At 72.0% G+C, this 18,001-nt stretch carries 19 protein-coding genes and 1 pseudogene; 13 read left to right on the top strand and 7 right to left on the bottom strand.

The window, feature by feature from the left end:
- The first annotated feature begins 6 nt into the window (after positions 1–6).
- From MUY14_RS07510 to MUY14_RS07500, 3 genes are read left to right on the top strand one after another with little or no spacing between them, the layout of a single operon-like run.
- Positions 7–447, top strand: a complete 441-nt coding sequence (locus tag MUY14_RS07510; protein WP_247022034.1) for a flavodoxin domain-containing protein — start codon at positions 7–9, stop codon at positions 445–447.
- Positions 444–1,388, top strand: coding sequence for a universal stress protein (locus tag MUY14_RS07505; protein ID WP_247022033.1), 945 nt, complete (start codon positions 444–446; stop codon positions 1,386–1,388). Before MUY14_RS07510 ends, MUY14_RS07505 begins: the two co-directional genes overlap by 4 nt.
- Complete coding sequence (locus MUY14_RS07500) at positions 1,385–2,254, top strand: universal stress protein (protein ID WP_247022032.1); 870 nt, start codon at positions 1,385–1,387, stop codon at positions 2,252–2,254. Before MUY14_RS07505 ends, MUY14_RS07500 begins: the two co-directional genes overlap by 4 nt.
- 35 nt (positions 2,255–2,289) lie before the next feature.
- Here MUY14_RS07500 and MUY14_RS07495 read toward each other — a convergent pair whose 3' ends face one another.
- The 3 genes from MUY14_RS07495 to MUY14_RS07485 all read right to left on the bottom strand — a co-directional run bounded on the left by MUY14_RS07495 (position 2,290) and on the right by MUY14_RS07485 (position 4,074).
- Positions 2,290–3,276 (bottom strand): Acg family FMN-binding oxidoreductase, encoded by a 987-nt coding sequence (locus MUY14_RS07495; RefSeq protein ID WP_247022031.1) that lies wholly within the window; start codon positions 3,274–3,276, stop codon positions 2,290–2,292.
- Positions 3,277–3,391: 115 nt separating this feature from the next.
- On the bottom strand, positions 3,392–3,865 hold the full coding sequence (locus tag MUY14_RS07490) for a DUF5994 family protein (protein ID WP_247022030.1): 474 nt from the start codon (positions 3,863–3,865) through the stop codon (positions 3,392–3,394).
- The gene (locus MUY14_RS07485; RefSeq protein ID WP_247022029.1) at positions 3,862–4,074 is read right to left on the bottom strand and encodes an RGCVC family protein; all 213 of its coding nucleotides are present in this window, start codon (positions 4,072–4,074) and stop codon (positions 3,862–3,864) included. The genes MUY14_RS07490 and MUY14_RS07485 overlap by 4 nt, the downstream gene beginning before the upstream one ends.
- Before the next feature lie 384 nt (positions 4,075–4,458).
- Here MUY14_RS07485 and MUY14_RS07480 point away from each other — a divergent pair, with 384 nt between their 5' ends.
- From MUY14_RS07480 to MUY14_RS46810, 5 genes are all read left to right on the top strand, one after another.
- A complete protein-coding gene (locus MUY14_RS07480) occupies positions 4,459–5,583 on the top strand; it encodes a glycosyltransferase (RefSeq protein WP_247022028.1) in 1,125 nt (374 codons plus the stop codon).
- Positions 5,580–6,599 carry a hypothetical protein gene (locus tag MUY14_RS07475; protein ID WP_247022027.1) on the top strand — a complete coding sequence of 340 codons (1,020 nt, stop codon included), beginning with the start codon at positions 5,580–5,582 and terminating at the stop codon, positions 6,597–6,599. Before MUY14_RS07480 ends, MUY14_RS07475 begins: the two co-directional genes overlap by 4 nt.
- Entirely contained in the window at positions 6,596–8,080 is a 1,485-nt protein-coding gene (locus MUY14_RS07470; RefSeq protein ID WP_247022026.1) for a glycoside hydrolase family 130 protein, read from the top strand. The genes MUY14_RS07475 and MUY14_RS07470 overlap by 4 nt, the downstream gene beginning before the upstream one ends.
- Before the next feature lie 305 nt (positions 8,081–8,385).
- Positions 8,386–9,567: an ice-binding family protein gene (locus tag MUY14_RS07465; RefSeq protein WP_247022025.1), complete on the top strand. Its 1,182-nt coding sequence runs from the start codon at positions 8,386–8,388 to the stop codon at positions 9,565–9,567.
- Between the two features lie 606 nt (positions 9,568–10,173).
- Positions 10,174–11,043, top strand: coding sequence for a hypothetical protein (locus tag MUY14_RS46810; protein WP_281506265.1), 870 nt, complete (start codon positions 10,174–10,176; stop codon positions 11,041–11,043).
- Positions 11,044–11,420: 377 nt separating this feature from the next.
- On the opposite strand, the gene MUY14_RS07455 is transcribed toward MUY14_RS46810, so the two are convergent.
- On the bottom strand, positions 11,421–12,464 hold the full coding sequence (locus MUY14_RS07455) for an acyl-CoA desaturase (RefSeq protein WP_247022024.1): 1,044 nt from the start codon (positions 12,462–12,464) through the stop codon (positions 11,421–11,423).
- Between the two features lie 118 nt (positions 12,465–12,582).
- Positions 12,583–13,290: an acyltransferase gene (locus MUY14_RS07450; RefSeq protein WP_247022023.1), complete on the bottom strand. Its 708-nt coding sequence runs from the start codon at positions 13,288–13,290 to the stop codon at positions 12,583–12,585.
- Between the two features lie 188 nt (positions 13,291–13,478).
- On the opposite strand from MUY14_RS07450, the gene MUY14_RS07445 reads away from it, so the two are divergent.
- From MUY14_RS07445 to MUY14_RS47250, 4 genes and pseudogenes are all read left to right on the top strand, one after another.
- Positions 13,479–13,649, top strand: coding sequence for a hypothetical protein (locus tag MUY14_RS07445; RefSeq protein ID WP_247022022.1), 171 nt, complete (start codon positions 13,479–13,481; stop codon positions 13,647–13,649).
- A complete protein-coding gene (locus tag MUY14_RS07440; protein WP_247022021.1) occupies positions 13,646–14,134 on the top strand; it encodes a hypothetical protein in 489 nt (162 codons plus the stop codon). Before MUY14_RS07445 ends, MUY14_RS07440 begins: the two co-directional genes overlap by 4 nt.
- A gap of 42 nt (positions 14,135–14,176) precedes the next feature.
- Positions 14,177–15,025 (top strand): SCO6745 family protein, encoded by an 849-nt coding sequence (locus MUY14_RS07435; protein WP_247022020.1) that lies wholly within the window; start codon positions 14,177–14,179, stop codon positions 15,023–15,025.
- 47 nt (positions 15,026–15,072) lie between these two features.
- A pseudogene (locus tag MUY14_RS47250) lies at positions 15,073–15,300 on the top strand (aldehyde dehydrogenase family protein); the annotation flags it as partial.
- Between the two features lie 113 nt (positions 15,301–15,413).
- On the opposite strand, the gene MUY14_RS07430 reads toward MUY14_RS47250, so the two are convergent.
- Positions 15,414–16,112 carry an SDR family NAD(P)-dependent oxidoreductase gene (locus MUY14_RS07430; protein WP_247022019.1) on the bottom strand — a complete coding sequence of 233 codons (699 nt, stop codon included), beginning with the start codon at positions 16,110–16,112 and terminating at the stop codon, positions 15,414–15,416.
- A 105-nt stretch (positions 16,113–16,217) separates the two neighbouring features.
- Here MUY14_RS07430 and MUY14_RS07425 point away from each other — a divergent pair, with 105 nt between their 5' ends.
- Positions 16,218–17,126, top strand: a complete 909-nt coding sequence (locus tag MUY14_RS07425) for a helix-turn-helix transcriptional regulator (RefSeq protein ID WP_247022018.1) — start codon at positions 16,218–16,220, stop codon at positions 17,124–17,126.
- A 238-nt stretch (positions 17,127–17,364) separates the two neighbouring features.
- Here MUY14_RS07425 and MUY14_RS07420 read toward each other — a convergent pair whose 3' ends face one another.
- Positions 17,365–17,829, bottom strand: coding sequence for an STAS domain-containing protein (locus MUY14_RS07420; RefSeq protein WP_247022017.1), 465 nt, complete (start codon positions 17,827–17,829; stop codon positions 17,365–17,367).
- Positions 17,830–18,001 lie beyond the last annotated feature (172 nt).

Raw genomic sequence — 18,001 nt, 5'->3', positions numbered from 1 at the left:
GGCACCATGAGAATCCTCGTTGCGGTGGCCACCCGGCACGGCGCCACCCGGGAAATCGCCGAACACCTCGCCACGTCGCTCGGCTCCGCGCTGACCGAGGCCGGAGTGGCGCCCGAGGTCGAGGTGCGCGACGTCGGGCTCGTCGCTTCGCTCGAGGGCTTCGACGCCGTGGTCCTCGGCAGCGCCGTGCACCTGGGACAGTGGCTCGACCCGGCCCGGAAGTTCGCTGAGTCCTTTTCGGACGGTCTGCGGTGGCTGCCGGTCTGGCTGTTCTCCCGCGGTCCGGTGGACGAGCGGGACGAACCCGCCCGCGAACTCGTCCGGCAGCTGGCGGCCCGCGACCACCGGGTGTTCGACGGAACCGCCGACCGGCCGCTGATCCGGGCCTGGGGCCACGAGATCGGCGCGATCCTGGCCACCGCGGCCGTCGCCCGGAGTACGTCATGACCACACCACCCGGGGTCCGGCGGGCGGCCCGGGCCACGCACGGCGCCGTCGTCGCCGGGGTCGACGGCTCGTCCTCCGCGCTGCGCGCCGCGGTCTGGGCCGGTACCGAAGCGCTCCGGCGAAACCGGCCACTGCGGCTGGTACAGGTCTACGCGTTGCCGCCGGTCCGCGCGCCGATCGCGGTCGGAGCCGGCGAACAGGTGCGCGCCGGCCTGGCCGAGTACGCCGAAGGCCGGCTGGCCGAGGCGCGGGCCGCGGTGCTCGCGCGGTCTCCCGGCCTCGACATCGGGGTCGCCGCGCGGGAATGGAACCCGGTCGCGGCCCTCGTCCAGGAGTCACGGCACGCGGAGCTGGTGGTACTGGGTTCCCGCGGCCTCGGCGGGTTGACCGGGATGCTCGTCGGCTCGACGGCCGTTTCCGTGGTCGCGCACGCGCTCTGCCCGATCGTGGTGGTGCGTGGCCGGCGGCCGCAGGATCCGCCACCGGACACCGGCCCGGTCATCGTCGGCACGGACGGCTCGTCCCCCAGCGACGGCGCACTGGCGTTCGGCTGTGAGGAGGCACGGTTGCGCGGCGTCGGGCTGACCGCGGTGCGCACCTGGAGCGACATCGTCGCCGGCGAAGTGCTCCGGGCGCATCCGCTGCAGGACGACCCCGCCGAGCTCGAACAGGTAGAACGCGCCAGGCTCGCCGAGCAGGTGCGGCCCTGGCAGGACAAGTACCCGGACCTCACGATCGACCTCGAGGCCGCCCGTGGCCGCCCGGTCCGGACGCTGCTCGAGCGCGCGGAGCACGCGCAGCTGATCGTGGTCGGCAGCCGGGGCCGCGGTGGCTTCACCGGGATGCTGGTCGGCTCGACCAGCCAGGCGCTGATCGTGCACTCGCCGTGCCCGGTCGCGGTGATCCGGCCCCACGACGCGGGAAGCGAGGGGGTCCGATGAAGGACCGGAACCGCACGATCGTCGTGGGGACCGACGGCTCGGCAGCCTCGGCGACGGCGGTGTCGTGGGCCGCCGAGCTCGCCTCCTCCCGTCATCTCGACCTCGAGATCGTGCACGGCCTGCAGATCGCGGCGCTCGGTCACGGCGGCGGCCGGCCGGGCACGGACGTCCTGGTCGAGGCGGTCCGCCAGGACGGCGAACGCGTCGTCGCCCTCGCCCGGACGCTGGCCGCCCAGGTCGATCCGGATCTGGTGATCACCACGGAGACGCCGATCGAGGCGCCGGCGCCGCTGGTCGCCGAACGTTCGCGGCGGGCCCGGCTGGTCGTCGTCGGCGCGACCGGCTCGAGCGGCCTCGCCGGAATGCTGCTCGGCACCACGACGGCCACCCTCGTGAACCACACGCACTCCCCGGTGGCGGTGATCCGGGGCCGGTGGTGGTCGGGGTCGACGGGAGCCCGCCGAGCGAGCTGGCGATCGCCGCGGCGTTCGGGGGCCTCGGCACGCGGTGCGCCGCTCGTCGCGGTGCACGCCTGGAGCGACGTCGCCGACGAAGACTTCTCCGACACCATCCGGATCATGCCGCGGTGGGCGGCGGTGAAGGACGACGAGGAGCGGCTGCTCGCGCAGCGGCCGGCGGGCTGGCAGGAGAAGTACCCGGACGTCGAAATCCGCCGTGTGCTGCGCCGCGACCGCCCCCCGGCACGCCTTGCTCGAAGCCGCGGAGAAGGCCCAGCTGGTGGTCGTCGGCAACCGCGGCGCGGCGGGTTCACCGGGATGCGGCTCGGTTCGACCGGCCAGGCGCTCGTGCAGCACGCCGGCTGCCCGGTGCTCGTGGTCCGTCCGGAGGACCCGGTCGCGGAATGAAGCACCGGACCGTTGCCCGGCCGCCGCCTCGTCGCTCACCGCACGGGAGCATCCGGGGTGACGCGGCGGGTCAGGACGTCGGCCACGGCTCGTCGTGCCGTCGTCGCCGTCGGCTGGCCGTAGCCGACGCGCAGCAGTGTGTGGACCTGCCCGTGACCGTCGAAGATCCGGTCGAGCGCTTCCCGGGTCTGCGGTGTCTCGAAGGGCTGCGACAGGAACGAGGTCGCCAGGCCCGCCGCGGTTGCGGTGAGGAGCACGTGCTGCATGGCCATCCCGGCCCGGACCTCGGCGTGCGGCCCGCGGTCCCGGGTGAGGACGGCGGCCAGCAGCGGGTCCTGCTCGAACTCGCGCGGCGGCAGCTCCTGGTTGGCGTGCGAGGCACGCAGCGATACCGCTCTGGCCCCGTACGGCGGAGGCCCGGAGGCGCTCGCCGGCACGCCGTCCGGGGACGCGGTATCGCGGCGCATCCAGGACGAGGTCTCAGTCCGGAACGCGAGATCGTTCCCCTGCAGTGCTTCGGCACGGCGCACCAACGTCGTGACGGTGGAGAAGTGCCCGGCCTCGTCGAGGTACTCCACCTGCCCGCCTTCTCGCAGCGCGGCCGACTTCAGCGCGACGCGGGCGACCGGCGGCACCAGCCGGTCCAGGAAGGGCCTGCGGTTGGTGTGCCGCCGGAACACGGCCGCGGCGAGATCGCGGTCGGTCTGCGTGACCCTCCGGTTGCCGTCGAACCGGATCACGGCCAGCAGGTCGGGTGCGTCGGGATCCGGGATCGTCCGGACGGTCGTCGCGATCCCGCCGGCTCCCAGGTGGACGGCCGCGTTGAACGCGGCCGCGCCACAGGACAGCCGTGCTTCGCGCGCGAGCGGATCCGCCACCGCGAGCACGCGCTCGCGATCCAGCCACACCTCGATCGCTTCGCCCTCGAGCACGAACCGCCAGGGCTGGGTGTTGTGCGGAGACGGTGCGCCGACGGCCGAAGCGAGGGCCTGCTCGAACATCGCCGGGTGCGGTCGGCTCATCGCGCGCTCCGGACGTCGGGATCCTGTACCACTCCAGCATCGCGGAAGACGGCCGTCCCGCGCGCCGGCCGTTGGTCACCGGTGGCCGGGACCTATGGCCCACGAGCGGTGGCGTTCAAGCCGTCCCGGTGGGCGGGCCGAGGGCGCCGCTGATGGTCAGGATCAGCTCGGCGGAACCCACCGCGTCCGGCGCGGCGGCCGCTTCCAGCGCTCGCTCCGCCGCGGCCGGGTCGGCGCCGGCCGGGACCACCAGCAGGGTCAACCGGCGGATGCGCGGTCCGATCACGACGATCGTGTGCCGATCCAGGCCGAAGAACCCCGCCAGCCGGACGGAACCGCTCTCGAGCGCGAGCGTCCGGGGAGCCAGATCCCACACACCCGGGTTGAAGCCGATCCGGTCGACCGGGCCCGAGTCCGCGGCGAGGGCGGTGACCAGGGCGCTGAACTCCGCGACCGGCTCCCGCGAGCGTGGCCACCAGCCGCCGTCGAAGCAGCCCTTGACCGCACCCGGCGGTTTCAGCCGCAGCCGCCGCTCGACGGCCGGGGAGCCGACCACGGGCCCCGCGGTGCTCTCCGACCAGAACGTCATTTCCGGACTCGCATCGCGGCGGTGGCTTTTTCCGATCCGCCCGAACAGACGCAGCCACGGGTGAACGCGCCCGCCTGCGTTGCCGTGCAGAATCGGCGCGCGATCACGTCGTGCGATTCGGCAGGATGGGGGCACACCGCACAGGCGGTCACCACCGGATCGCCGATTTCCGCGACGGCGACGCCCGATTCGACATCGATACCCGACATACCGGATTCTCCTTTTTTTCGGATGGCCGACCACGCGGGCGCGGTCCGCTGATCAGACGAGAAAAGTCAGGAATCGCCGGGTATTCCGGCTTCGGGTCCCGGCTTCACCGAATACGCCGGGGTCCGGGACGATACCTCCACCTTACGCGCCGTGCCGGCCACACCCGCGCCCCGGCCCCGGCCGCCGAACGCCCCTCGAAAAAAGGTCTCACGACTCTAGGCCCGGGCCACGTGAGGAAACAGAGTCGCGGCATGACCTCGGCGCCGCTCCGGACACGAGGACGACGTACCGCGGTCGCGGTACGTTCCCCGCCCGGTGAGCCCGAGCGCCACCGTTCAGCCGTTGACGGCTGCCGCGTGCAGCCTCCGACCCGAAGGGCCCGTGTGCTTACGTTCGGTCTCCTGAGTACTTATCCGCCCACGCTCTGCGGCCTCGCGTCGTTCACGGCCTCGCTGCGCGCCGCGTTGCCGCCTGGCTCCGCGGGCGGGGTGGTCCGCGCGGTCGAGTCCGCGGCTCCCACGGCCGGCCCCGAAGTGGTCGGGGACCTGATCGCCGGCTCGCCGGCGAGCTGCCACGCGGCGGCGGCCCTGCTCGACCGGGACGACGTGGCGATCGTCCAGCACGAATACGGCATCTACGGCGGCCCGGACGGCGAAGACGTCCTGCGCGTCCTGGAACTGCTGCGCGTGCCGGCGATCGTCGTGCTGCACACCGTCCTCAGCGCGCCGACACCGCACCAGCGCGTGGTCCTCGACCGCGTGCTCGCCACCGCGGCCGCGGTCGTGGTGATGAGCGAGACCGCGCGGGCCCGGCTCGTCGCCGGCTACGACGTCCCCGCCGGCCGGCTCGTGGTGATCCCGCACGGTGCCCCCGACCACGGCGGCCCGGCGGCGGTGCCGCACCACAGCCAGCACCGCCAGATCCTGACGTGGGGCCTGCTCGGTCCCGGCAAGGGCATCGAATGGGGCATCGAGGCGATGGCCCTGCTCCCCGCCCAGTGGCCGGAGCCGCGCTATCTGGTGGCCGGCCGCACCCATCCGAAGGTGCAGGCGCAGCAAGGGGAAAGCTACCGCCGGTCGCTGCAGCTGCGGACCGAGCGGCTCGGCGTGCGGGACCGGGTCCGGTTCGACGCCCGCTACCTCGCCGCCGCGTCGCTGCGGCGCCTGGTGGCCCACGCGGAGGTGGTCCTCCTGCCCTACGACTCCCGCGAACAGGTCACCTCGGGGGTGCTCATCGAAGCCGTCACTTCACGGACACCGGTCGTGGCGACCCGCTTCCCGCACGCCGTCGAGCTGCTCTCCGGCGGTGCGGGCCTGCTCGTGGACCACCGGGATCCGGCGGCCATCGCGCACGCGCTCCAGGAGATCCTCACCGACCGGGCCGCGGCGGGCCGGATGGCCGCGGCCGCCGGCATCGTCGCCGGTGACCTCGGCTGGGCGTCGGTGGCCGCGCAGTACAGCCGGCTCGGCGCCGAGCTCGTCTCCGCCCGGCCCCGGGTCGTGGCGTGATGCTGGACGACCGGCACCTGCTGCGCATGTCCGACGACGTCGGTCTCTTCGAGCACGCGTGCGGGGCCATCCCGCGTCGCGAGCACGGGTACTGCCTCGACGACGCCGCTCGCGGCCTGGTGGTGCTGAGCCGCGAGCAGGACCTGACCCCCCAGCTGTCGCGCGCGCAGGAAACGCTCTTCGCCTTCACCGCGCACGCGCACGAACACGGCCGCTTCCGCAACCGGCTCGGCTACGACCGCCGCTGGCAGGACGCCCCCGGTCTCGGGGATTGGTGGGGCCGCGCGCTCTGGGGCCTCGGCAGCACAGCGGCCCACGCCGGACGCGCGTGGCTGCGCGCCGAAGCCCGCCTGCTGTTCGACGCGGGAGCCCGCCGCCGGTCTCCGGACCTGCGCGCGATGGTGTTCGCCGCGCTGGGTGCCGCCGAGGTGCTCACCCGGTTCCCGGCGGACGAGCCGGCGCGGGCGCTGCTCGGCGCCGCTGTCACGGCGATCGGGCCGGTTCCGCCCGGCCGGGACTGGCCGTGGCCCGAGCCCCGGCTGGCATACGCCAACGCCGCGGTCGCCGAGGTCCTGATCGCCGCCGGCGCACTACTGCCCGATTCCGGCGCACTCGCCGACGGCCTGCGTGCCCTGGACTGGCTGGCGGACCGGCAGACCCGGGAGGCCCGGTTGTCGGTGGTGCCCACCGGGGGCTGGGCACCGAGCCAGTCGCCACCTGGATTCGACCAGCAGCCGATCGAGGTGGCCGCACTAGCGGCGGCCTGCGCCCGGGCCCACGCGGTCACCGGTGACCCCCGCTGGACGTCCACTGTGGAGCTGGCCCGTGCCTGGTTCCTCGGCACCAACGACGCCGGTGTGCCGTTGCTGGACCGGGACACCGGCGGCTGCGGCGACGGGCTCCGCGCCGACGGCGTCAACCGCAACCAGGGTGCGGAATCGACGCTGGCGATGCTCGCGACGTTCCAGCTCACGCGGCTGCGCACCGGCGCGCTGACGGGCGTCGGTACGGCGTGATCGGCGAGAGCGCGGGACTGGTGACCCGGCACCCGGCCGGGTTCCGGCCCGACCCCACGCGGGTCGTGACGAAGCTGTTCGTGCCCGGCGAGGAGGCACCGGAGACCCGGTCGCGGGCGGGTGCGCTGATCGCGCGCGTCCTCGCCCTGCCGGAAGGGTCGATCGATTCCACAGTGGACCGGGTCCTGGCCGGTTTCGCCGGCCGCCACCGGGATCTGCTCGCGGTCCTCGAGCACAACGCGTCGATCATGAGCCACCGGCTCGTCGATCCCCGCTCGCTCGACGCTCGGCGCCGGCTGCTCCTCGGCGCGTACTTCACGCACGAATACGCGGTCGAGGCGGCCGCGCTGTGCAACCCGTCCCTGGTGGCGCACCCCCGGCAGGACGGGCTGTCGCCCGGTCAGGTCCGAGTGGTGCTCAGCCTGCGCGGGATCGGCGAAGGACACATCTCCTCGATCGGGTTCGCCACCGGCGTCCTGGGGCCCGGGACCCGCGCGGAGTGGCATTCCCGGACCGGGCCGGTGAGCACGGGTGAGCGCCGGCCGGACCCCTGGAGCCGCTCGTGGCTGCGCGCCGCCCTGGACCACGACGACTGCGACAACGAGATCACCGCCACCGTGACCGCGACCCTCCCCGATCCCTTCGGCCAGTCCGACCTCGACCACGCGCTCGCCACCCTCGATCCGCGCCTGCTCGAACGCGCCGGGGCGGCCGGCACGACCCAGCGCATCCGCGAACTCGCCGCCTCCGGCTACACGGTGAGCTTCCCCGGCGACACCGATCTCGCGCAACGGCTGCTGTGGCCGGTCGGCGCGACCGAAAGCCACGGCATGGAAGACGCCCGCTTCGTCCGCTTCACCGCCGACACGGGCGAGACCGGATATCGGGCCACCTACACCGCGTACAACGGCGCCACCGTGACCCCCCGGCTGCTGGAAAGCGCCGACCTGACGTCGTTCACCGCGTTCGCCCTCACCGGACCGGCGGCCCGCAACAAGGGAATGGCGCTCTTCCCCCGGCCCGTCGGCGGCCGGCACCTCGCGTTGTGCCGCGGGGACGGGGAAACGATGAGCCTGGCGACCTCGTCCGACGGCCGTTCCTGGTCCGGCGAAGTGCCGCTGCACGGCCCGACGGCGGCCTGGGAGCTGCTGCAGGTCGGCAACTGCGGCTCGCCGCTGGAAACGCCGTCGGGCTGGCTGGTGCTCACCCACGGCGTCGGCCCGATGCGGACCTACGCCATCGGCGCGCTGCTGCTCGACCTCGCCGACCCGGCCCGGATCGTGGGCGCGCTGCCCGAACCACTGCTGGTGCCGGACGAGGACGAGCGTGACGGCTACGTTCCCAACGTCGTCTACTCCTGCGGCGGGCTGATCCACGACGGCACGCTTTGGCTGCCCTACGGCAGCAGCGACACCCGGGTCGCCCTGGCCACCGTACCGGTGGACGCCCTCGTCGCCCGGCTCGAAGAAGCGGGCCCGTGACCCGTACGAGCTGCCATTGCGACGAAAAGTTGCCGCCACTCGTGTGAGTTAATGCGTGCCTACACTTTCGTGTTCATTATGGGGCATTCCCTGGTGGGGCTAGCCGACTCGGCCTACCGTTCACCGGATCGAGGGCAGGTGGCGTATGCGCACCGCTCCGATGTGGGACGAACTTCCCGGCCCGGACCTCGCCGGCTTCGATCATCGAGTCGGCGGAGGCAACACCAATGAAACGCGTTTTCCGCACCACCCGGCCGGCGCGGACGTGGCGCCGGGGTAGCGCGGTCATGGGACTGTGCGCAACCGTGAGCACGCTGGTGCTGGGCCTGGTGATCGGGGTGCCTCAGGCCGTCGCCGCCGAAGCACCCGTCGGGCTCGGTACCGCGGGGCCCTATTCCGTGCTGGGTGGGCAGGCGGTGACCAACACCGGCCCCAGCACGCTGGCCGGGGACCTCGGCGTTTCCCCCGGGACAGCCATCACCGGCTTCCCGCCCGGCACGGCGGCCGGGGCCACGCACGCGGGGGATGCGGTGGCCGGTCAGGCCCAGTCCGACCTCGTCGTCGCCTACGACGACGCGGCCGGCCGCGCGCCGACCGCGAACGTCGCCGGTGACCTCGTCGGCCAGACACTGGTCGGTGGTGTCTACAAGTCCACCGGCCCGCTCGCGCTCAGCGGAACCCTGACCCTGGACGGCCAGGGCACCTCCGGCACCGTCTGGATCTTCCAGGTCGCCTCGACCTTGATCACGGCTTCGTCGAGCAGGGTGGCGCTGATCAACGGTGCTCAGGCGTGCAACGTGTTCTGGCAGGTCGGCAGCTCGGCGACCCTGGGCACGAACTCGGACTTCGTCGGCACGATCATGGCGCTGACCTCGATCACGGTGACGACCGGCACCACCGTCGCGGGGCGCGCGCTGGCCCGCAACGGCCAGGTTTCCCTCGACGACAACACTTTCACCACCCCCGGCTGCACCCCGAACCCCACCACGACGCCGGGCACCACCGGCACCACCACACCATCCCCCACCACCGACACCACCACACCACCTCCGACTACCGACACCACCACACCCTCCACTTCGGACACCGGCACGACCACGCCGTCTCCTACCACCGACACGACCACACCAGCTCCCACCACCGACACCACCACGCCACCCCCCACCACCGAAACCACTACACCCTCCACTTCGGACACCGGCACCACCACGGGATCGACCACGAGCACCACGTCCTCCACCGGCAGTGAGACCATCGGCAGCGAGACGACGACCACTTCACCCGCGGCAGGCCTCGGCGCGACCTGGACTACCACCGACCGCAACGGTGGTAGCGGGACTCAAGACACCGTGCCCGGTGGTACGTCCAACCTCGCCGGCACCGGAGCCAGCCCCTTGCTCCGGCCGCTGATCGCGCTCGGAGTGCTGCTCGTCGTCCTCGGCGGATTGCTGCTCACGATCGCCCGTCGCCGCAGGGCGAGGCCGTAGCCATCGGCCCCGGCCGCGGCCGTCGGGTGTCGTTCACCCGCACTTCCCGCTTGAATGAACGGAGCTCGCCGGGCCCCCGACAAGGCTCCCGGGCCGGTTCGGCGAGTTGCGTTCAGGCGAAGCACACGACGGTGAGGCCGGCCGTACCGCCGAAGGTCGGCCGGCACTCTCAAGACCCACACCCGTCTCGTCGCGGACACTTCGGCGACCAGAAGAGGGTAGTTCACCCTTCCGCGAGGATATTCGCCGACGAGAGAGTCGAATCCGTAGACAAACGAGCGATTTCCCATGAATCCGATTAATCACGCAAGCCTGGACACTAATCGAATCGGTACAGTTGTGGCAGGTGAATCCCTTCATGTGCCGCCATTCGGGGGACCCCGGTATCGATCATCCGGCGGGCCGCGATAGGCTGACTTCTGTTGCCCCGGACCTCGGTACCTGATCCGCGCCCCACGATTACGGCGCAGATCACGAGCCGAGGTCCTTTTTCATGGACCAATCTCATCCGGCCGGTTCTATGAATCGGGCCGGCCACTGCGAAATTCTCCTGCCGGCGCGCCGCGCCGCAGCCCGACACTATTGTGTTCCAGGAAAGAAATCGTCATGCGACGCATCCACGGCATAGCCAGGCTCATGTTCGGCGCCACCGTCGTGACCGGAGGCCTGATCGCGCTGGCTCCGGCGGCGCAAGCCATCACCATTCCGGTGGCCTGCAGCCAGAACGCCCTCGTCGCGGCGGTCAACCTGGCCAATTCCACCCCCACCCCGGACACCCTCGTCCTGGCGGGTGGCTGCACCTACGGCATGACCACCGCCCACGGTGGCGCCGCGAACGCACTCCCCGTGATCACCACCCCGATCGAGATGATCGGCCCCGCCACCGTCACCAACGCCTCGCTGCTGGGCCTGGGGCTTTTCCGCATCGCCGAAGTCGGTCCGACCGGCAGCCTCACGCTCACCACCGGCGTCTCCTTCACCCGCGGCAACGTCGTCGGCGACGGCGGCGGCATCCTCAACCGCGGCGCGGTCACCCTGACCGGGAGCACCCTGACCGGCAACACCGCCTCCGGCAACGGCGGCGGCCTCGCCAACGCCGACACCCCCACCGGCACCGCACCCGCCGCGACGTTCACCAACAGCCCGCTGTCGGGCAACACCACCCTCCTCGGCGACGGCGGCGCCATCTACAACGGGCTCCGCGGCACCCTGACCGTCACCGGTGTCACCGGCAGCCCCCTGTTCATCACCGGCAACAACGCCGGCCGCGGCGGCGGGATCTCCGCCGTCGCCGCCACCGCGACGACCCTCACCCAGACCGCCGTCACCAACAACCACGCACTGCTGCTCCTGGGCGACGCCGGCGGCGTCTACCGCCAGGGCGGCACCATGACCACCACCAACGCACCCATCACCGCCAACACCCCGAACAACTGCGTCGGCAGCGTCCCCGCCGTCCCCAACTGCACCGGATGACCAGCACACCGAACACGAAGGAGAACCCATCATGGGCATCGTCATCGTCGGCGGCTTGATCGACTCCGTCATCGGCATCGTCAACGGCGCCGTCGTCGCCATCACCAGCGCCGCCGGCGCCGTCTTCCTCCCCCTCCTGCCGCTGTAGCGCCCCGGCTCGACCACCACGACCCCCGCAGGCCACCCCGCCGGCGGGGGTCGTCCGGATAGCCCTGATCGGCCGAACGTGTCCACCCCTTTGGCCGCGTCACCGGGGTCGCGGCGCAAAGTACCGTCGACCGGTTGCCCACGTCTCCCCCGGCTGAGCGGCACTTTCACGTGAAAGTGCCGCTTCTCGCGGCCGACCGCGGGATTGCGGCGGTGGGGTCAGGCCGCGGCTACCGGGCGGGTGCGCTCTTCGCACGGAGTGGCGCGCTCGCGTCGTGCAGGTGTCGCAGGACGTAGTGGTAGGTCTTCAGCAGTCCGCATTCGGCGTAGTCGATCCCGTGGTCGGCGCAGAACGCGCGCACGAGCGGCTGCGCGCGGCGCAGGTTGGCGCGCGGCATGCTCGGGAACAGGTGGTGCTCGATCTGGTAGTTCAACCCGCCGAGCGTGAAGTCGACCCACGGACCGCCACGGACGTTGCGGCTGGTGAGCACCTGCTTGCGCAAGAAGTCCAGCTGCGTCTTGTCGGTGAAGATGGGCATGCCCTTGTGGCCCGGCGCGAACGAACAGCCCAGGTAGACGCCCCACAGCCCCTGGTGCACCGCGATGAACGCGACCGCCACCGGCGGCGACAACACCACGAACAGCGCACCGAGGTACACACCGACGTGGGCGATCAGCAGCACCGCCTCGAGCCGGCGCGCTTTGACCTCGCCGCGCCACACCGCTTGGATGCCGGCCCAGTGCAGGCTCAGCCCTTCCAGCAACAGCAACGGGAAGAACAGCACCGCCTGATGCTTCGAAGTCCAGCGCACGAACCCGCTCTTGCCGACCGACTGTCCCCGGGTGAAGGCGAGCAGCGGGATGTCGATGTCGGGATCGTCGCCTTCGTGGTTGGGATTGGCGTGGTGCCGGCGATGCTTGCCCATCCACCAGCCGTAGCTCATCCCGACGACGGCGCCGAAGGCGTAGCCGGCGCGATCGTTGGCCTGCCCGGTGCGGAAGATCTGGTTGTGCCCGGCGTCGTGGCCGAGGAAAGCGATCTGGGCGAACATCACCGCGAAGAAGACCGCGGTGGCCAGCTGCCACCACGAATCGCCCAGCACCACGAATGCGACGCACCCGCCGACCAGCGCGAGCAGCGTGAGACCGGTTTTCACCGCGTAGTAGCCGCGGCGACGGTCGAGCAAGCCTTCACCCCGCACGAGGCGAACAAGTTCACTGAAGTCGTCACGCGACTTCGCGCGAACATCGACGCTCTCCGGAGATACAACCATGGAAGCCTTTCCCCAAGTCATGGCGCCGGGGACCGGGGCGACCACTGGTGCACTTACTGCTCCGGGATTCCCCGCAGAATCCCCGCTAAACGAGACAAGATCGACACCACGAGGATCGTCAGACGCCCGCCGGAACGACCGCGGGAACGACCGGCTTCCGGCGGCCACCGGGAACGAGCCGCGGGGGACGGCGGGCCGCCACGTCCTCGACCCAGCCGAAGGCGAGCACGGCCACGGCCGTGAGGACGGCCGATGTCGCCAGCCGAACCGGCTGGGACGACCACCCGAGCCGGTCGCCGAGGGGATAGGACAGGTCGATGGCCACGTTGTGCCACAGGTAGATCGTCACCGCACGCGCGTTGAGCACGGTCACCAGCCGGCCGAGCACCGGCGTCCGGTCCAGCCAGGCGAGCTTGGGCGACACCCGCAGGAACACGAGGATCGCGGCGGCGGAGATCAGCGCTTGCCCGAGCGGGATCTCGTTGAGGTCGAACGTCCCGTCCGGCAGCGGGTGCCCCGCCGTCCACCAGGCGCCCAGCCCCACCGCGGCGATGAACAGTCCTGCCAGCACGGCCGGGTGGATCCGGCGCAGCATGCCTTCCCGGTGGGCGAAGCCCAGCATCCAGCACGCCCCGAAGGTGACGAAGTCCAGCACCCCCTCGCCGACCGGCCCCGAATCGGCCAGCGGGGAGCCCAGTACGGCGTCCACCGCGACGAAGACCAGCGGGGCGAGCACGGTGACGACCGGCCGGCGGCGGAACGCGAGCAGCAGCAGCGGGCTGAGCAGCACGAACCACAGGTAGGCGCGGAGGTACCACAGCGCCACCGTGAAGTCCGCACCCCAGAGACTGCCGGGCGGGTCCAGGATCGGGAACCGGCTGCCGCCGGAGGCGGAGTATCGGTCACCGAATCGCTTGCCCGCGGAAACGGGCCTAGGATTCGGGAGAACAACACGTCACGGCAACCCCGGACCCCGGTGGCCAACCCGCGTCACCCGCCCACCGGGAGCAGCCGATGACCAGCGTCCAGCACACGACCAAAGCCCTCCTCACGCGCGAGTTCACCCGGCGCGCAGCCGATGCCTGGGTCCGCGCCGCGGACGCCGGGATCATCGACGCCGCGGAACTCGTCTGGCTGCTGGAGCACCTGCCGGCGGACTCAGCGCGGCCGAAGGTGACCGGATGACGACCGAGAGCCACTCCCGGCCCTCGCCGACGCGCCCGGTGCCGGAGTGGGAGCCCGCGGAGGTCGACCTGCCCGGCCGGATGCTGACGCTGGTCTACCGGGTCGCGTGCCAGACCGGCCATTCCCGCCGGCGGAGTGCCACGTTGTGCAGCCGGATCCTTTGCGCACAGCCGGATGCCACCGACTCACGAGCGGTCGCGGACGCCGGGCGGCAGGTGCGCGCGCGCGTCCTGATGCAGCTGCGCACCGAACTGGGCCGGCGGATCGACCGGCCACGGCTGGACGCGGCACTGCGGGACGCGGTGCTGCTCGACGAGGTGACGCAGCTACCGCCTCGCCAGCGCTTCGCCTTGTGGTCGACGGCGGTGGACCACCTCACGACGGCCGAACTCGCCATCCGCACCGGCTGGACGTCCCCCCAGATCGCCCGGCTGCTGCGAGGCGCACTGCGAACCGTGACTTCGAAAGCCACCTTGCCCGGGTGAAAGGCGACTCACGCCGTACCGACCGGATGGTATGTTGCCCGCGTGATCGAAGCGGCGCGCCGGACCTGGCGACTTCTCGAGCCCTACCACGGAATGATCTACTTCGCCCCGGAAGCCGCTGCCGCGTACGAGAAGCTCGGTCTCACCGGCCGCGCCGGCTATTTCGCGTCGAGGTCGGCGGCGCTCGGCGCGGTCCCGGCGCCGGTCGTGGTCGCGACCTTCTACAACTTCAACCCGGCCCTCGTCCGGGCGTCGATCACCGCCGCCTGGTCCACCACCGACCCGGACGCCGTCCTGGCCGCGCGGTACGCCGCGGCCGACCGGGCGTTGCGCGGCATCCTGGGCGAGGCGACCGGCTCACCGGAGATGCGCCGGGCCGCCGCTCTGGCGCGCGAGGCCGCCGAAACGGTCGCCGGCGATGTCATCGGCCGGCCCCTTTTCGCCGCCCACGCGGCCTTGCCGTCGCCCACCGAGCCCCATCTGGTCCTGTGGCACGCGCAGACCCTGCTCCGGGAGTACCGCGGCGACGCGCACATCGCGGCCCTGCTGACGGCACGTCTGGACGGCATCGAAGCCCTCCTCACCCACGCTGCTTCCGGCGCCGTCCCCGCCGAGACGTTGCGCACCTCCCGGTCGTGGTCCGAAGGGGACTGGAACCGGGCCGCCGCCCGCCTCCGTGAGCGAGACTGGCTCACCGGCGACGCCGACCCGGCGTTCACGCCCGCGGGCGCGGCCCGCCGAGCGGAAATCGAAGAAGCGACCGACGAGAACAGCGTGACTCCCTACGCGCACATCGGCGAGTCCGCCTGCGCCGAACTGCAGGCACTGGTTCGCCCGTTCACCCGGGCGCTCGCCGGAAAACTCATGCCGTGGGTGCTCACGAGGCAATAGCGGCGCGGTTGCCACTGCTCACCGGCGGGCCGAGCTGACAGTCCGGCGTGGCCGGCCGGCGACGCGGGCAAGGGTGCTCGACGAGAAGCAGTTCGACGAGGGTGTTCGCCGCGACCCGCAACGATTTCCGGCTCGCTCGGGAGGAGATCTTCGGTCCCGTCCCGTCCTGGTGGTCATCCCGCGCCGGGACCGCGAGGAGCGCGATTGGCATGGCCGACGAAAGCGATCACGGGCTCGCGGCCCACGTGTGGTCGCACGCCCCGGACCAGGCGGGCAGGTGGTCGCGGTCCGACGGCGGGGACGAGGACAGCGGCCGTGAGGTGCCACTGGAAGCAGTGTTCGCCGGGTTCACCCAGACCCAGCAGGTCACCGTCGGCCGCGGCGTGGCTCAGGACCAGGTGATGACGCCGTCCCGGTCGACGAAGCGCCCGGAGGGGGCGCCGGGCTTCTCGGTCGCGAGGCCGACGATGGCGTCCGTGCCTTCGGTCACGGTCTGCGGCCCGCTGTGGCCGTTGAGGTCGGTCGCGGTGTAGCCGGGGTCGACGGCGTTGACGCGAACGTCGGTCAGCGCCTTGGCGTACTGGGTGGTCAGCATCGTCAGCGCCGCCTTCGAGGCGGTGTAGAGCGGCGCGATGACCTTCGACTCGATCCGCGCCGGGTCGTGGGTGATGGCCAGGGAGCCGAGCCCGCTGCTGACGTTGATGATGACCGGGTCCGCCGACCGGCGCAGCAGCGGCAGGAACGCCGTGGTCGTCCGGACCACACCGACCAGGTTGACGTCGAAGACCCCGAAGGCGTCCGCCGCGGTCAAGGCGCTGGGGTCGCCGACCGGGCCGTTGACGCCGGCGTTGTTGATCAGGACGTCGATCGAACCCTCGTGCCCGGCGACGTTCGCCGCCGCGGCGGCGACGGAAGCGTCGTCGGTCACGTCGATGGGGACGAACCGCGCGCCGAGCGCCGTAGCGGCTTCGGCGCCCAGTTCGGCGTTGCGGGCGCCGACCAGCACGGTGTGGCCGAGTTCGACGAGCCGGCGGGCGGTCTCGCGGCCCAGCCCCTTGTTCGCTCCGGTGATGAAGGTGATCGTCATGGAATCCACCTTCGTCCGCTCACGGCGCCCCGGCCAGGGACGCCTCGACGGGAGGAACAGCAGTACCACCCTCTTACCCGGCCGGGCGGCCGCGGCTGCGGGAAGATGGCCGTCGTGACCCCTGCTTCCGGCACCGAGCTCGGTGCGATGATCCGCACGTGGCGGGATCGGCTGCCGCCCTCGGCCGCGGGGCTGCCGGCCGGCCGGACGCGCCGCGCGGCCGGGCTGCGCCGCGAGGAGCTCGCCGAGCTCGCCGGCGTGTCGGTCGACTACGTCGTGCGCCTGGAGCAGGGGCGGGCCACGACACCTTCGGCGCCGGTGGTCGCGGCGCTGGCGCGCGCCTTGCAGCTGTCCACCGCCGAGCGTGAACACCTGTACCGGCTGGCCCGTCTCGCGCCACCGGCGGACGGCGCGATCTCCGACCACATCCCGCCCGGCGTCCGCCGGGTACTCACCCGGCTGGGTGACGTCGCGGTCGCCGTCTTCGCGGCCGACTGGCAGCTGATCTGGTGGAACCCCGGCTGGGCCGCGCTGCTCGGGCACCCCGCTTCATCGCCTCCGCACCTGCGGAACTTCGCCCGCGACAGGTTCCCGGTCAACGCCGGTCCAGCACACCTCACGCTCTGGCCGGTGTCCGAAGCAGACAGTGACGCCACCGACGCGGCCGTCGTGTCCGACCTGCGCCGCGCCACTGGACGCTTCCCCGGTGACCAGCGCCTGGCCGAGCTGATCCGCCTCCTGCACAAGGGCAATCGGCGTTTCGCCGAACTGTGGGCGACCGGCACGGTGACCGCTCATCGTGAAGACCACAAGACGATCGAACACCCTGCGGTGGGCCCGGTCACGGTGGACTGCGACGTGCTGACCGACGGCGACTCCGAGCTGAAGATCGTGATCATGAGCGCCGCGCCCGGCAGCGAGGACGAGACCAAGCTGCGCCTCGCGGCGATCGTCAGCCCGGCGATCACCAGTCGCGACAAGCCAAGCGGTGATGAGACGTCGTCGATCTCGTAGCAGTCCGCCCGGCGGCCGTCTTGGCCATCCGCACCTACGCGGTGCTCCGTGGTGTGGTGCTCGAGTGCGCGGCCACGCAGCGGGCTGCCGCTCGGCGTTCACCTCGCGCGGACAACGCCGTGATCGACGCGCGCAGCGACCGGGACAACAGCAAGCAGACGCGGGACGCCGGCTCGGGCTCGGCCACGAGCCCTTGTCGTGCTTCCTGATCGGCGGAACGAGGTACCGGAGACGACGGTCACGGCGACCAGGCGCGCGGATCCCTGGACACCGGAGCGGCGACGGCGGCCGCGCGCGAGGTGTGGATCACCAGGGTTTCGTGCAGCCGGGCGATTTGCAGGAACCGCCACGTCGATCGCGTCGCCGCCACGATGCGTAGATCGGTCTGCGGTGCGGCGCGCCGGTGGCAGCCGAGCAGCACCTCGAGTCCCGCCGAATTCAGGAAACTGACCTGCGAAAGGTCCACCACCAGCCGCCGCGGGGCCCGGCGCAGGATCAGGTCGAGGGCCAGGTCGACCTCGGGCGCGGTGTACAGGTCGAATTCGCCGTCCAGGGCCAGGATCGCGGTGCGGCCGATCAGCTCCTCCGACAGCTTCAGCCCGGCCGGGAGCGACGGTGTCCCGTGCGGGCCGAACATGACCAGGACCAACGGTTCCGCTGCGAGGCCGTGACGACGGCGGGTGGCCAGCGCGCTGAGGTTCATGGATTCGCTCCAAGCATCGCCGTCCGGCTCCCGCCACGTCGGACACTGCACGGGTCCGGTGCGGACGTTCAGTCATCGGCTGTCGGTCGTCGCAAGAGCGGGGACTCGGCACTTCGGCGCTGTCCTCCTCAGCATACCGCGCCCCGGTACCGGTGAGCCTGGTCGTTCAGCC

The organism is Amycolatopsis sp. FBCC-B4732, from assembly GCF_023008405.1.
Taxonomy (GTDB): Bacteria; Actinomycetota; Actinomycetes; order Mycobacteriales; family Pseudonocardiaceae; genus Amycolatopsis; species Amycolatopsis pretoriensis_A.
The sequence above is the reverse complement of the archived record's forward strand: the minus strand, read 5'-3'. Positions and strand labels throughout refer to the sequence as shown.

Bases quoted from the DNA above. Each gene is read 5' to 3' on its own strand.
- MUY14_RS07505 (WP_247022033.1), top strand. From the start codon at position 444: ATGACCACACCACCCGGGGTCCGGCGGGCGGCCCGGGCCACGCACGGC.
- MUY14_RS07440 (WP_247022021.1), top strand. From the start codon at position 13,646: ATGACGACCGAGAGCCACTCCCGGCCCTCGCCGACGCGCCCGGTGCCG.
- MUY14_RS46810 (WP_281506265.1), top strand. From the start codon at position 10,174: ATGCGACGCATCCACGGCATAGCCAGGCTCATGTTCGGCGCCACCGTC.
- MUY14_RS07495 (WP_247022031.1), bottom strand. From the start codon at position 3,276: ATGAGCCGACCGCACCCGGCGATGTTCGAGCAGGCCCTCGCTTCGGCC.
- MUY14_RS07500 (WP_247022032.1), top strand. From the start codon at position 1,385: ATGAAGGACCGGAACCGCACGATCGTCGTGGGGACCGACGGCTCGGCA.
- MUY14_RS07430 (WP_247022019.1), bottom strand. From the start codon at position 16,112: ATGACGATCACCTTCATCACCGGAGCGAACAAGGGGCTGGGCCGCGAG.
- MUY14_RS07425 (WP_247022018.1), top strand. From the start codon at position 16,218: ATGGCCGTCGTGACCCCTGCTTCCGGCACCGAGCTCGGTGCGATGATC.
- MUY14_RS07420 (WP_247022017.1), bottom strand. From the start codon at position 17,829: ATGAACCTCAGCGCGCTGGCCACCCGCCGTCGTCACGGCCTCGCAGCG.
- MUY14_RS07445 (WP_247022022.1), top strand. From the start codon at position 13,479: ATGACCAGCGTCCAGCACACGACCAAAGCCCTCCTCACGCGCGAGTTC.
- MUY14_RS07510 (WP_247022034.1), top strand. From the start codon at position 7: ATGAGAATCCTCGTTGCGGTGGCCACCCGGCACGGCGCCACCCGGGAA.
- MUY14_RS07490 (WP_247022030.1), bottom strand. From the start codon at position 3,865: ATGACGTTCTGGTCGGAGAGCACCGCGGGGCCCGTGGTCGGCTCCCCG.
- MUY14_RS07455 (WP_247022024.1), bottom strand. From the start codon at position 12,464: ATGGTTGTATCTCCGGAGAGCGTCGATGTTCGCGCGAAGTCGCGTGAC.
- MUY14_RS07485 (WP_247022029.1), bottom strand. From the start codon at position 4,074: ATGTCGGGTATCGATGTCGAATCGGGCGTCGCCGTCGCGGAAATCGGC.